This window comes from Vibrio sp. Isolate22, from assembly GCF_022398115.1.
GTDB lineage: Bacteria > Pseudomonadota > Gammaproteobacteria > Enterobacterales > Vibrionaceae > Vibrio.
Genome location: NZ_JAKEUW010000040.1, coordinates 34,629 through 47,555, shown reverse-complemented (window position 1 = coordinate 47,555; position 12,927 = coordinate 34,629). Strand labels below are relative to the sequence as shown.

The window sequence follows — 12,927 nt, the reverse complement described above, 5'->3', positions numbered from 1 at the left end:
CTACCACGACCGTTCAATCTCTGAGACGGCAATGTCCCGATATAAAGGACTGACTAGCGGCACATTGAGCTTGAGATGTTATAACGCTCAAGTTGGTGAGGCGTTAGCAAACGTCAAAGCAATGAACAAAGTTCTAGGACTAGGTATGCCTATTAGAAACTAACAGGTAAGTTCCGTAGGATAGATACGTCCTTTAGCTGATTTGATCAACAACGCCTACCAAATCTAATCAGACGAAAGAAGATAAGACCATGCTCATATGGAGTGCAATCAGGGTGAAAATCGTATTGCTCGGAATCCGCCGGAGTTATTCGGAAACTTTCGGCAATTTCTGAGATCCACATGCAAGACGCTAGGCAATACGGGCTGAGATTGAACGTGAGTATAATTAGCGTTACCATTGGTTGCATATAATTGCGGAAAAAAATCCGTCTAATAAGCGTTATTTCCGCAACGGATCTCTCAGGCTGAATGTACGTGGTTGTAGCCTAAGAGTGAAAGTGGCGGGGCAATAGGGTGGAAAAGCGGCGAAAAGGGCGAATATTGGTCATTTCCATGCTAGCCTTAAAGCGCTTTAAGCGCACCTTAATATGGCGCAGCAATTAAAGAGTGACGCTAAAGCGATTTAAGGTAGTGAGCTGCCAAATACTTCGGCTTCGATTTTTGCCTGCATACCGAAAATTTCTCGTCATATCAAAAGATTAGGCGTAAACATAGCCGACTTTAGTTGCGGAATAACAAGACGTTCAAGGCGATTCGAAACGCATTGGGTTTTTAGTGCCCAAATAGGCACGGATTTATCAGAGTTTATTTTAGGTTAGGGTGGATCTGCGTCTCTCACACCTTAACTGCGCGTTATATGCTTCAAGGATGATGATGAAAAAAGTAGTACTTTCAATATATTGCTTAATGGCGTCTAGTCAGGCTAATGCTGACGTCAAGCTAGACTTTCCCTTCCAGAAAAAGTTTGAAGTGTATGAGATTAGCGGGAATAGTGTTGAAGAAATTGAGCGCTCATTTAACGCTAGACCTGAGTTTCTCGTAAATGAAGGTTTTGACGGGTACACCGCGTGGAAATACGACTTCCATACGGATGATGATTCTTGCGAAATTCATGAATTTGAGCTTGAAGTTACCTATACACTTCCGAAGTTCGAAATGTCTAAGACTTCAGATGAGTCAGCTGAGGAGTTTCGCCCATATCTTGAGAAGCTCTATCGTCATGAACAGATTCATTGTGCGCTTGCAGTTAAGTCGCTGCACGAAATGTATTTAGCCTTCAAACGAGGGCAGCGTGGAGAGTGTAGTAGCGCAAATGATAGAGTCATTGAGCTTGAAGGTGATTTGGTGGAAAATAATGCTCTGTTTGACGTTTATACGTCGCATGGAGAAATTGAATTAGCAGAGTCTCCTTTTGGTGAGAGGCCTTACTTAAAAGTATGCGAAATACCTTTCGCGCCAATGTCACCACGCATATAACAAATAAGGATTAAGCGTTGCGTAGCCAACGTTAAATCCCAAGTGTTGAACAAGCCCGAGCCTCTATATAAGTAAATAGTGCGATCTGCTCTAGAGGGGCTGCGAACTTGGTGCTTTTCTCATTGCAAGCGCGGCCTTCGAAAGGCAGAGATTTCGACACATCATTCGGTGCGACCTGCACGTCAGTTTTGCTATTTGCTACACCTGTATTTATTCATGGTTTACTAATGTTCGATTTTCCGAAACGCATATTTGTCCAAATATTGAGATGTATTTAGTTCGGATGCACAACTATATGAGCTTGATGCGTTTCTGCATTCCACTCTTTCATTTCAGCAAGGAAAAGTCCGTGCTGATTGATTGAGTTGATAAGTTCCGGTGCTCTCTCCAACTGGATGAGCATTGAAAGCGGGGCAACTTGTTTTTGCTCATGGTCAAAGCCATGTTCTATCTGATCTTCAATCATATAAAGTATGCCCGCTTCGGCTTCACTGCCTTCCTCAAACAATCTTGATTCGATCCCTTCTACATCATAAAGGTGTACCAGCAAGCTATAGAGCTTTTCCGCTCCGGCAAGTTTTGTACGATAGGCTTGTGAGTTTAAGTCATACAATCTCATTTCTAGATTCCCTCCCTGCTTTCGAGCTACGTTAAGCATGAGCTTAATGTCTTTTTTGATATTAGATAAACCTTTGTTAGTCATTTTGGGTTTGAGGTATCGGATCAGAATTTCGTTACGAGTCGAAACGGGAACATGACGAGCCGTTTCTGATACTTTGCTAAGTAAATGAAGTTAGGTTATGCAGATTGTGGTAATACTCAAAATCTCGTTTGATTTGCATCGCTGTTTTAGGTGAGCTGCTAATGCCACCTTAGCTTTAAATTCAGGAGAGTGGTTTCTACGTTTTCTAGTCATAATCTGTTCCAGTGTTTCTGGGTACTATCAAAACAGATCAATCACTTAAAGTCATGTCCGAAAATTGGGGGCCACTTCTCTCCTGAAACTTCAGACAATACATACCAACCAATTAATGCTTGTCACGGTTTAAGTTAATAACGTTAGGATTTAGTTACAGCGGGCGCAGTTGTTTCGATAGAGAAGGTTGGACACTATATATGCAAACGCTCAAGAGTCTAGGTCAAGAGTGTAAGGTTTTTAGCGATGCAAGCTAGTTTTTTATGATTTTTGTCTCAAATTTTCATTCTAAACTTCATGAACTTCAAAGGCTCATTTTGTACGATTTTTATACTTTTCTTCACTAATTCATGAAGTAAAATTTAGTTCATGAGTTTGTGTTTGTTGGCCTTTATTTAAATAAAGCTATCAAATTCAGAAATTTAGCTTTATTTTCGGTTACGCTGTCGTTCACGCACCTCTCTAAAACCCAGAATAGTTAAATTTAAAATGATTTGATTATAATCTTGTACACGTTTTAATAGACGTCTATTTAATATCATTTACCCTTACCCAAATAAATGGGTTCATTCTTTAAAAGGAAAATATCATGCACGGCAACTTCCGCTTCTTTGGTATGACAACCATGCCAACCTTTGCGGCTTCTTATGACGTGATGAAAAATGGCGACATCAACAATGACTTTGCTCGATTTGAAGCGCACTTGAATCAGCACTTCTAGCTGCATTATCAGGGGGGAGACTCTTTCTTCCTCCTGCTTTGTCTTAAACTTCACCTCAAGAAGTAATGTTTGTGTGACTTTTATCACACAAACACCAATGCACCACCAAATTGATATGCATCAGATTGAGATTCAACAAGCGTAAGCTAAGCTTGGTTTTGTATTGCAATTATGCTTTTCACTGATGAATAAGTCTGATTTTGATTGCATTTAATCAGCCGTAATAACTTTGTACCTAAACATTATTATTCATTGGATTAGAGCATGTTAAGAAATCACTATTTAGTTCTATCGTGTGTTTTTATATCTACAACGATACTGATCAGTTTTTTGATGCTGGATAACACGATAACTCAGGTATACACTGACTTTACTCGCACCGCTTCAAACAACCAAAACCAACTTGTTGCCATCGCTCTATTATTGGTACTACTTTTAGCCTTAGATATATTCCTCCCTGTGCCATCTAGCTTAATTTCAATTTTCGCTGCCACATATTATGGCTTTGCTTACGCTACCCTGATAGTATTCTCCGGCATGTGTTTGGGCGCCATCATAGGTTACTTCTTAGGAAGTGGCTTACTGTCAATTGCACCAAGTCGATGGTTAAAGGAAAAAGATATTGCAAGCGCTTCGAAACTATCGCTGTGTATTAACGACCTGGCACTAGTTACAATGCGTGGCGTACCTATCTTGGCTGAAACCTCTGTCGTCGCCTCAGGCATGAGACGATATCCATTCTGGCGATTTCTATTTATTACAGGAGCTGCCAACCTTGGGATCGCGTTAATTTATGCATCTGTCGGTAGCAGTATCCAGTATCTAGACTCTATTGGATATATTATTTTAGCGTCTATTTTAGTTCCTATTTTGGCTTGTTCATTTCGCATTTTAATCGAATACTTCCGTTCGAGCCCGACAGCTATAAGCGAAGGTCAATATGAGTCCCCACACACACTTTGCGAAAACTTAATAGAGGAATCCGATACTAAACCAAATTCAAATAGTCATAAAACTTATCATGCTAGTTTTGCGATTAACTATTCTTATGACGTAATTTATAACGACCATATATTTTCACCTATAAACTCTTGTTTAAGCGACACTATAGATGGACTTTTTAAGTGTAATACCCAAAGCCCTGCTCTAGTTATTATTGATTCAGGGGTTATCGATGCCATACCTCAGCTTAAAGACGGTATTGTCACATACTTCGCTTCCTACCAAAAAGCTGCCGTCCCTTTTATTTTGAGCAATGGCGAGCTTAATAAAACTCAAACTAACATTGACAAATGCATCAATGCAATGCTGCAAAATGACCTAGACCGCCAAAGCTGCGTTATTGCTGTTGGAGGAGGCGCTCTACTCGATACTGTTGGTTTCGCCTGCTCTATTTTCCATCGGGGAGTTCGTTATATTCGCGTTCCGACAACCACGTTGGCACAAAACGATGCTGGCATAGGTGTAAAGAATGGTATCAATGGGTTTGAACATAAAAACCTACTTGGCTGCTTTGCTCCTCCTGCCGCTGTTATCAATGATATTGAGTGGTTAAAAACACTAAGTGAAAGGGACAAACGCGCAGGCACGGCAGAGGCAATAAAAGTCTCACTGATAAAAGACAAAGAGTTCTTTCTTTGGCTAGAAGATAACCGAATGGCTTTAGCTCGCTTCGAAACCAACGCTATGTCGAAAATGATAAAAACTTGTGCAGATTGTCATCTCGATCACATCGTGAAGTCTGATGACCCTTTTGAAAGGGGCAATACTCGCCCACTCGACTTTGGTCATTGGAGCGCCCATAAACTGGAAAAGCTATCAAATCATCAGCTCAAGCATGGTGAGGCGGTTGCTATTGGCATTGCGATAGATCTTACTTACGCCTTGTTAAACAATCTTATTGACAACACAGTCTATCAACGCTGTATCAACGTGCTTTGCGATGTAGGCTTCAAGTTATGGCATCCATGTCTAAGCTTATTGGACGAAAAAGGCAATCTCGCCGTTTTGAATGGCATAGAAGAGTTTCGTCAACATCTTGGTGGGGAGCTGTCCATTCCTATTGTTCATGAGATTGGCAGCCATCAAAGCCACAATTCGGTCGATTTTCAGCGCTTTGAACAGGCGATCGTATTGTTGAAGAAAAAACATCAAAACTTGGCGACATAAGTGAAGCTATGATCAGTCTTATCGACAAAAAGTCACCATCACTTCATACCTTATTGTGCTTAGGTAGAATATCCAACCTGCCTACCGTCTGGAGCAATGTCCTTGCAGCATGTTTTTGGACTGCGTGGGTCACGCAAAAACCTATAGAAGGATTGGTGCTGCTTTGGCTATGTGTTGCTTTCTCTTTACTCTATTTAGGTGGTATGTACCTCAATGATGCCTCTGACGTCGATTGGGACCGCATTCACAACCCTGAGCGCCCCATCATACAAGGACAAATATCGCAAAGACTCGTTCTTTGTTACTCATTGGTCCTGCTAACTTCAGGATTCATTCTATTGTTAGCGATTGCTTTTCAAACAAGCGTTCAGTACGTTGGCCTATTAACTAGCTTGGCTCTACTACTGCTGTTTTGCATCGTCAGCTACAACTATCTTCACAAACGCTATTCTTTGTCTCGATTCCTCATGGGCGCATGTCGTGCCTTGATTTACCTTATTTGCGCACAGATGATGGCCGACTCTTTTAGCGATGCATTAGCTATTGCTCTACCTTTAGCTGGCTATATTTCTGGCGTTACGTTGCTCGCTCAGTATGAGCATACTACCCAAAAAAGTCACTGGTATAGTTTAACGCTTCTATTGTCGCCTTGGCTGCTTACGCTTGCACTTCCAGTTTCACTGCCTCTAATAATAATGTTGGCAATGTGTACCTATCCAACTCTGAAGCACTTAATTCTGCGCTTCATCAAAACAAATCAACAGCCCTCGACTCCGTCAATTGGTGCATTACTTAGCAGAATACCACTCTATGACGCCGCCATACTCCTTGCCTGCTCCCAGTGGTGGGGGGTGTTGTTGTGCATTGGTTATTTCTCAATTGCCCCCAAACTTCATCGCTGGATAGCGCCGAGCTAATTGTCAGGCTAAAAGGGAGTGTCACATATGAAACTCAATGAGATTTTACTTAAAAAAATACAATCGGAAGTAGACAAGGCAACTGATAAAAACTTGATGCTACACGAAGATTTAGGTCGATTTTGTAGCCGTACGCTCAATGCACAAAGTAAAGACTCGCACCTTGAACATATGGCGCTTGCATGGGTGCGACTAAGTGCGGACTCAATGCAACATAACTATCACCAACAAAACAGCAGCACACCCTTTGAGGCTTATTGGTACAAGCATTTTCTTCAGTCGGCCCTCTGCTATGCTTTACTCCTTTTAGAAGAAGACGTGCGCTTTGAGCTACTTAGACTCTGTTTAAGTTTCGGCTCTGATGCCGAAAAACAGATACTAATGGAAGGAATGTGTCTTTTTGATGAACAGGGAGATTGCGTGGAGCTTGTGTTAGAACAATGCCGAACCAACAACACCCAATTGCTTGCCTCCATAGCGCTAAATAACCCTTGGCCAGCGCAGCATTTACCCACAGAATCGTTTCATCGCATGGTTCTAAAGTCGCTTTTCTATCAACTCGATATCAGACTCATCGCAGACTTCGATCGCCACCACAACGCGACACTCAATCGACTTATCTGCGACTTTATTCTTGAGCGCCTCGCAGCTCAAAGACCTTTCCCAAATTATCTGTTTCATTTGATCGAGCCCGATCACCTTACTGAGCAACAACGAATTTCTTTAACACAGTATCAGTCGTTGCAAACCGATTAGACAAAAACAAATATGATTCACCAAGCAAGGAGTGCATAAAAGATGAATTATTTTGATCCTCATATCCATATGGTATCAAGAACCACCGACGACTACGAAAACATGAACCATGCTGGCATTGCCGGTGTCATAGAGCCCGCTTTTTGGCAGGGTGAGCCTCGTAAGCATATAGGCAGCTTTATAGACTACTTCGATACTCTGCTTGGTTGGGAGCGTTTTCGAGCCAGTCAGTTCGGTATCCATCATTTCGCGACCATAGGTCTCAACCCAAAAGAAGGCAATAACAAGCCCCTAGCAGAAGAGGTTCTGAACTTGCTGCCACGATATTTACTCAAGCCTGGTGTTGTTGCCGTCGGTGAGATTGGTTATGACGACATTACAGAGCAAGAGCACTATGTCCTATGTCGTCAGCTCGAAATGGCCAAAGAATTCAAACTGCCCGTGCTCATCCATACCCCGCACCGAGACAAAATAGGTGGCACCATAAGAACGATAGAAGCGATTCGCGAAGTTGGTCTGGATGAGTCTATGGTGGTCATCGATCATCTCAACGAACTTACTCTTCCAATCGTCTTAGAGACGGACTGTTGGCGTGGGCATTCTATTTATCCAGACACCAAAATGTCCGAACAAAGAATGGTGGCATTGTTAAAACAATACGGTACCGAAAAGATGATCGTCAACAGCGCTGCTGATTGGGGAAAAAGTGACCCTCTAAAAGTACCTAAAACCGGATTGGCGATGGAGCAAGCAGGCTTCAACAAAGAGCAAATAGAGACGGTTTTGTTTAATAACCCGATTGATTTCTTTGCACAAAGCGGTCGGATTAGCCGCCAACAAGTACTCACACCTATCGATATTGACCAAACTCAACTCTATCAGGAAAGTTCCACACTGCGCGGCCAACAACCTATTGTGACAGCAGGGAAATAGCATGTTAAATGAGCATTTCAATCAAAGTCACATTGGCTATTGCACTAACGTGCACCCAGGTGAATCGCTTGAAGAGATCAAAACCAACCTAATACGGTTTAGTGCAAAAGTAAAAGAGATGCGAGGACTCAACGAGATGGAGATTGGGCTTTGGCTTAGTCACCAAGCCGTTGTGGAGCTAAAACGAAATCGAAATCTGAAGCAGCTGCAACAATTGCTCAAAGAATTAGGATTAAACGTTCGCTCGCTCAATGGCTTTCCTTACGGTAGCTTCAATCAATCTAATCAATCTAATCAATCTAATCAATCGCTGGTTAAAACTGCCGTTTACCACCCAAACTGGTATACACAAGAACGACTTGAATACACGATAGACCTCATTGATATATTGGCAGCTCTGCTCCCTAACGAGGTGACGACAGGCGTCATATCCACATTACCACTAAGCTACAAATCCGACTCTAGTGAACAGTACCTCAACCCCAAACTATTGAACCAGCTACAGAAAACACTGAATCACTGTGCCTTGATTGAGCAGCAAACGGGAAAGAGAGTATTGATCGCTATTGAGATGGAACCAGACTGTTCATTGGAGTCGGCCGATCAACTGATCGATTTCTTTGACAACATACAGCCCATGCTCGCCTCTAATCATTACTTAACCGCGTGTTTAGATATCTGTCATCAGGCTGTCAATTTAGAATCCATATCGAAGACAATAGAGAAGTTACAACAAGCCAACATTACTATCAGCAAATTCCAACTATCAAACGCATTAAAAATAGACCTAAAGCAAATGCCACTCGCTCAGTTGGCACAAGTCCCTTTCTTAAAGAAACTCATTCACTCACCTTGGCTGCATCAAACTCGACTTCTTATAAATAGTCAGGAGCGACTGCGCTTTGACGACTTCAAAACCTTATTTGATCATCATTCCACTAGTCTTCAGTCCAAACTAAACCAAGCTCAAAGCGCCGAGGCACTGGTGCACTGTCACATTCCAATAAACTATGCACAAATTCCACTTGCGAACGACCTTAACCTAGAAACAACACAGCCGCAGCTATTGTGCGCCATAGAGAAACTTAAAACGATGTGGCAATCAGAGAACGTCGATCCGGTTGTGGAAGTGGAAACCTATACTTGGACACTCCTCTATAACTTAACAACAGATGAACTGTGCCAAGCCATTGCTGAAGAACTGGTATGGCTTGAGTCACAACTTACACCGAACGCGGAGTTCGCATGATGAAACCGCTTTTTGTCATCAACGCCGTTGGCCTTACCCCTAGTCTGCTAGGCGAAAACACACCCAACCTCAATCTACTGATCCAACGCGGGGCCATGTACCCACTCAAAGGCGTGTTTCCAGCATTAACCACCAGTGCTCAAGCAACAATGTTGACAGGAAAAGCCCCTAGCGAACATGGCATTGTAGGGAATGGCTGGTACTTCAAAGATCTGAGCGAAATCAAGTTTTGGTTGCAACCCAATCAGTTGATTCAAGGCTCAAAAGTTTGGCAGTTACTCAAACAAAATCACCCAGAAATCACGGTTTCGCAGTTATTTTGGTGGTACAACATGTACGCTGACGTCGATTTTTCTATTACACCTCGCCCGCATTATCCGGCCGACGGGCGTAAGATTCCCGATCTTTATTCTCACCCAAGCGAGTATCACAAAAGTATTGAGAGCAACATTGGATGCTTTCCGTTCTTTAACTTTTGGGGGCCAAATTCAGATATCCGTTCCTCTCGATGGATTGTCGACTGTGCTATCGATCACTTTACCCATAACCCCACTGACTTGCAGTTCGTTTACCTGCCTCACCTTGATTACAACTTACAAAGACTTGGACCGAGCGATCCCGAAATTTCCGAGGATGTCATTCAACTTGATCATGAGATAGGCCGACTGATCGAGTTTTGTAATGCCGAAGGCGCTGAAATACTTATAGTCTCCGAGTATGGGATCCATGATGTCGACACCCCTATCGCGCTCAACCGTGAGTTACGTAAAAAGAACTGGTTATCGGTGCGAGAGTCATTGGGCTATGAGCTTCTGGATGCCGGTGCTAGCGATGCCTTTGCTGTAGCAGATCATCAAATTGCACACATCTATGTGAACGATCGCTCTAAGGTAGAGGAGATAAAAGCTGTTGTAGAACAGATCAGTGGGGTTGAGCAGGTTCTCGATAGTCAATCAAAGCCTCGTTGGGGGATTGATCATTCTCGCAGTGGTGATTTGATCGCAATAGCAAAGCCAAATGCATGGTTTAGCTATTACTATTGGCTAGAAGATACCAAGCGTCCAGATTTCGCAAACAGTGTCGATATTCATCGCAAGCCAGGCTATGACCCTGCCGAACTTTTTATTAATCCTAAGCTGCGCTTTCCCAAACTGAGAATCCTAAGCCGCTTACTCCAAAAAAAGCTCGGGTTCCGAATGTTAATGGACGTCGTTCCCGATCACGCTGACATGGTAAAAGGCAGTCATGGCAGACTCGCAAGTACTCCCGAGAGTGGGCCACTCATGATCAGTTCTTACCCAATACCCGACGACATCGCTCGCAATACCACTCAGGCGGGCCTGCCGATGGAATGCATTTTTCAACTTATCTTGTCTCATTTTGGTGTTAACCCATCAAGCGAGAGTCTATCACCTAATAACATCTGCGCTAGGGAGGAGCGCACCCAACTCAACCATCACTATAACGGCTAGGAATCAAGCAATGAAACTAATAACAGCAATGGTCACCAGCATTGCGTTATTGACTGGCGCAAGTTCGCTGTATGCGGCCGGACTCAATACCAATGACCAAGAAAACACTCCCCCTTGTGGAGACGACTGGATTTATCCGACCAACGGCGTTCACAGTGACTGTCTCTGCACGGAACAGAACAACTACTGTGTTGCCGAACGAAATGACAATGACCCCATTGACCCCAGCTTCCCAGATTACTGGATGAGTGAATGGACTATGTACACCATCACCAACGAAGCAGCATCCAAGGCGAACCCACCACCCTATTCAAGCCCACCATCGACACTAACACCTTCCGACTACATCGTCTCATATGGTGCGAGCTATTACGACAGCAAGTGGCGGCCAAAAAAGCCGACAGACAAAGAAGATGTGGGCGCAATGCTGGAATATTACGATAAGTTCTGCCTACCTATTTTTGGCCGAACGATTGAAGACAATCAGCACAGCTGCGCCTTCGTCTCTCTGGGTAAACAAGCCTACTACTTGACCTTTCCAGATGGCGACAACATGAAGACAAACTCAAGCAAGCAGATGCTAAACCAACTCAAACCGGATTGCTGTATGTTCTCACCGAGCAACCATCCCCCTCGAACAGACTTTATTAAACATCTAGATTACTGGCCACAGGCTAGCCAAAACCTCAACAGTAGCGTGCAAGCCTATTACTGGAAGCAAATGTGGGAAGAAGTAAAGCCTCCTATTTTGTTCGCTTACGCCTTTTATAAACCAGTACCGGCTCAACTCGCCTCGACCTTTAGCAAACTAGAGCAAAATCCACAATCGTTTTTCTTCACTGGAAGCTTGGAGATCGAAGGTGAACCCTTAGACCCAATGGTCAGCCAAAACTACGTAAATTTTCAAAGAAGAAAGCCAAATACTGAACTTTGGGACAGTGTCAAAAAATGGTGCCCAATCGATACCACTGAAAAGTGCCGCCTGTTCTCGGACCAAAGGAGTGAATAGCATGAACATTGATAAAAAAACCGCATTGGGCGCAATTGCTACACTGCTTGTGATTGTTTCTGTGGATACATTGGCCAAAGAAGTAAAACATCATGAAGCGCTACCTTGTGAGGTTCCAAAGCATTCATTTTCTGACTCCCCCACACAGGCAGAATTCGATGTTTTCAGTTGGAAAACCTTTATCGCCCTTAACCAAAGTGCAAGTACTTCAACGCGCGGTGAACCAGCTAAGCCTTGTAAGTTGCCGAGTGTAAGTGAGCGACCTGTTTGGCTTACATATAAAGATTCACAACAAGTCTTTCTAGCCGATGGGCAAGATCCCGGTTCGTGGAACGATGGCTACAGCGGTTACGGCGACCAAAAAGGAAAATCCCCATTTGCCACCTCTCAAATCGCGAAAGCAAGCGCTAACGCTGCGATAAAAGCACATGAAGAAGCAGTAGGTGGCTGGCTCATCGACCAAATGGATGAACCAACTTATTTTCAAATGTGGGTCAACGAAACATGGTACGACTACGTCCACGGCAACAAGCTCTACGATAAAGCGAACTTTGACGATGTAAGCAGCATTTCATTTCCAAACTGGTCCATGGAAATAAAGTCTGCATGGCGAAAATTGCCAGAAGACAATGCAGATCTAGCAAAACGCTATATTACCCAGCGGGCTCAAGTGGTGGTCTTTGACAAAGAGGGGAATCCAATACCGGAGGGCGACACTGGTCAGTACAAAACCAAACCGGCTCTGCTTGGCCTAGTGGGTTTTCATCAAATAGTCAAAGTGCCGGGCTTCAAACAGTGGATATGGGGTACATTTGAACATATCGACAATGTTCCTCCCGCTCTGTACGACAAGGATGCAAAAAAGGTAGTAAGCCAGCCAGAGGAAGGGATGAAGTACACCTATTTTAATGCAGAAGCCAGCGCCAAGGAGACCAACCAACCACCTTGTGGATTGAGCAACACCACAAATTGTCTACCATTTACCACCCCTAATCCACTCGCGCGTTACACGCCGATATACGCCAGTGCAGCCAAATTAAACTCTGAGTTTGAACTCAAACTTAAAGGCACTGTGTTAGAAAACTATCAACTGATCTCCACACAGTGGCCAACCGACCCCAATAACCCAAGTAACCCATTAGGCACTCCCACACCCACACCACTCGCCAACACCACAATGGAAAGTTACATCCAGAGCAGCAGTAACTGTATCAACTGCCACAGCACAGCCACCTTACCTGATAACGGCATTAAGGCTGATTATTCATTCCTGTTTTTTGAAGCACACAGCTCTGACAAATAAAGG

At 43.6% G+C, this 12,927-nt stretch carries 9 protein-coding genes and 3 pseudogenes; 11 read left to right on the top strand and 1 reads right to left on the bottom strand.

The features are described from left to right. Together L1D55_RS19110 and L1D55_RS19105 are read left to right on the top strand one after the other, a co-directional pair. Window positions 1-163, top strand: a pseudogene (locus L1D55_RS19110) (IS5/IS1182 family transposase); the annotation flags it as partial. Window positions 164-876: 713 nt separating this feature from the next. After that, window positions 877-1,479, top strand: coding sequence for a DUF922 domain-containing protein (locus L1D55_RS19105; RefSeq protein ID WP_239918476.1), 603 nt, complete (start codon window positions 877-879; stop codon window positions 1,477-1,479). A 274-nt stretch (window positions 1,480-1,753) separates the two neighbouring features. Here L1D55_RS19105 and L1D55_RS19100 read toward each other — a convergent pair. Continuing rightward, window positions 1,754-2,321, bottom strand: a pseudogene (locus L1D55_RS19100) (DUF2913 family protein). Between the two features lie 663 nt (window positions 2,322-2,984). On the opposite strand from L1D55_RS19100, the pseudogene L1D55_RS19095 reads away from it, so the two are divergent. From L1D55_RS19095 to L1D55_RS19055, 9 genes and pseudogenes are all read left to right on the top strand, one after another. After that, window positions 2,985-3,116, top strand: a pseudogene (locus L1D55_RS19095) (flavodoxin family protein); the annotation flags it as partial. 264 nt (window positions 3,117-3,380) lie between these two features. Continuing rightward, window positions 3,381-5,285 carry a 3-dehydroquinate synthase gene (locus tag L1D55_RS19090; protein WP_188048009.1) on the top strand — a complete coding sequence of 635 codons (1,905 nt, stop codon included), beginning with the start codon at window positions 3,381-3,383 and terminating at the stop codon, window positions 5,283-5,285. A gap of 8 nt (window positions 5,286-5,293) precedes the next feature. Next, a complete protein-coding gene (locus L1D55_RS19085) occupies window positions 5,294-6,202 on the top strand; it encodes a UbiA family prenyltransferase (protein WP_239918475.1) in 909 nt (302 codons plus the stop codon). Window positions 6,203-6,229: 27 nt separating this feature from the next. Then, window positions 6,230-6,958 (top strand): EboA domain-containing protein, encoded by a 729-nt coding sequence (locus tag L1D55_RS19080; RefSeq protein ID WP_188048011.1) that lies wholly within the window; start codon window positions 6,230-6,232, stop codon window positions 6,956-6,958. A gap of 42 nt (window positions 6,959-7,000) precedes the next feature. Then, the gene (locus tag L1D55_RS19075; protein ID WP_239918474.1) at window positions 7,001-7,891 is read left to right on the top strand and encodes a TatD family hydrolase; all 891 of its coding nucleotides are present in this window, start codon (window positions 7,001-7,003) and stop codon (window positions 7,889-7,891) included. Window position 7,892: 1 nt separating this feature from the next. After that, on the top strand, window positions 7,893-9,140 hold the full coding sequence (eboE, locus tag L1D55_RS19070; RefSeq protein ID WP_239918473.1) for a metabolite traffic protein EboE: 1,248 nt from the start codon (window positions 7,893-7,895) through the stop codon (window positions 9,138-9,140). Next, a complete protein-coding gene (locus tag L1D55_RS19065; RefSeq protein WP_239918472.1) occupies window positions 9,137-10,612 on the top strand; it encodes a nucleotide pyrophosphatase/phosphodiesterase family protein in 1,476 nt (491 codons plus the stop codon). Before eboE ends, L1D55_RS19065 begins: the two co-directional genes overlap by 4 nt. A gap of 10 nt (window positions 10,613-10,622) precedes the next feature. After that, entirely contained in the window at window positions 10,623-11,621 is a 999-nt protein-coding gene (locus L1D55_RS19060) for a hypothetical protein (protein WP_188048017.1), read from the top strand. A 1-nt stretch (window position 11,622) separates the two neighbouring features. Then, entirely contained in the window at window positions 11,623-12,924 is a 1,302-nt protein-coding gene (locus L1D55_RS19055) for a hypothetical protein (protein ID WP_188048019.1), read from the top strand. The last annotated feature ends 3 nt before the right edge of the window (window positions 12,925-12,927 follow it).

Bases quoted from the DNA above. Each gene is read 5' to 3' on its own strand.
- L1D55_RS19085 (WP_239918475.1), top strand. From the start codon at position 5,294: ATGATCAGTCTTATCGACAAAAAGTCACCATCACTTCATACCTTATTG.
- L1D55_RS19080 (WP_188048011.1), top strand. From the start codon at position 6,230: ATGAAACTCAATGAGATTTTACTTAAAAAAATACAATCGGAAGTAGAC.
- L1D55_RS19065 (WP_239918472.1), top strand. From the start codon at position 9,137: ATGATGAAACCGCTTTTTGTCATCAACGCCGTTGGCCTTACCCCTAGT.
- L1D55_RS19060 (WP_188048017.1), top strand. From the start codon at position 10,623: ATGAAACTAATAACAGCAATGGTCACCAGCATTGCGTTATTGACTGGC.
- eboE (WP_239918473.1), top strand. From the start codon at position 7,893: ATGTTAAATGAGCATTTCAATCAAAGTCACATTGGCTATTGCACTAAC.
- L1D55_RS19075 (WP_239918474.1), top strand. From the start codon at position 7,001: ATGAATTATTTTGATCCTCATATCCATATGGTATCAAGAACCACCGAC.
- L1D55_RS19105 (WP_239918476.1), top strand. From the start codon at position 877: ATGAAAAAAGTAGTACTTTCAATATATTGCTTAATGGCGTCTAGTCAG.
- L1D55_RS19055 (WP_188048019.1), top strand. From the start codon at position 11,623: ATGAACATTGATAAAAAAACCGCATTGGGCGCAATTGCTACACTGCTT.
- L1D55_RS19090 (WP_188048009.1), top strand. From the start codon at position 3,381: ATGTTAAGAAATCACTATTTAGTTCTATCGTGTGTTTTTATATCTACA.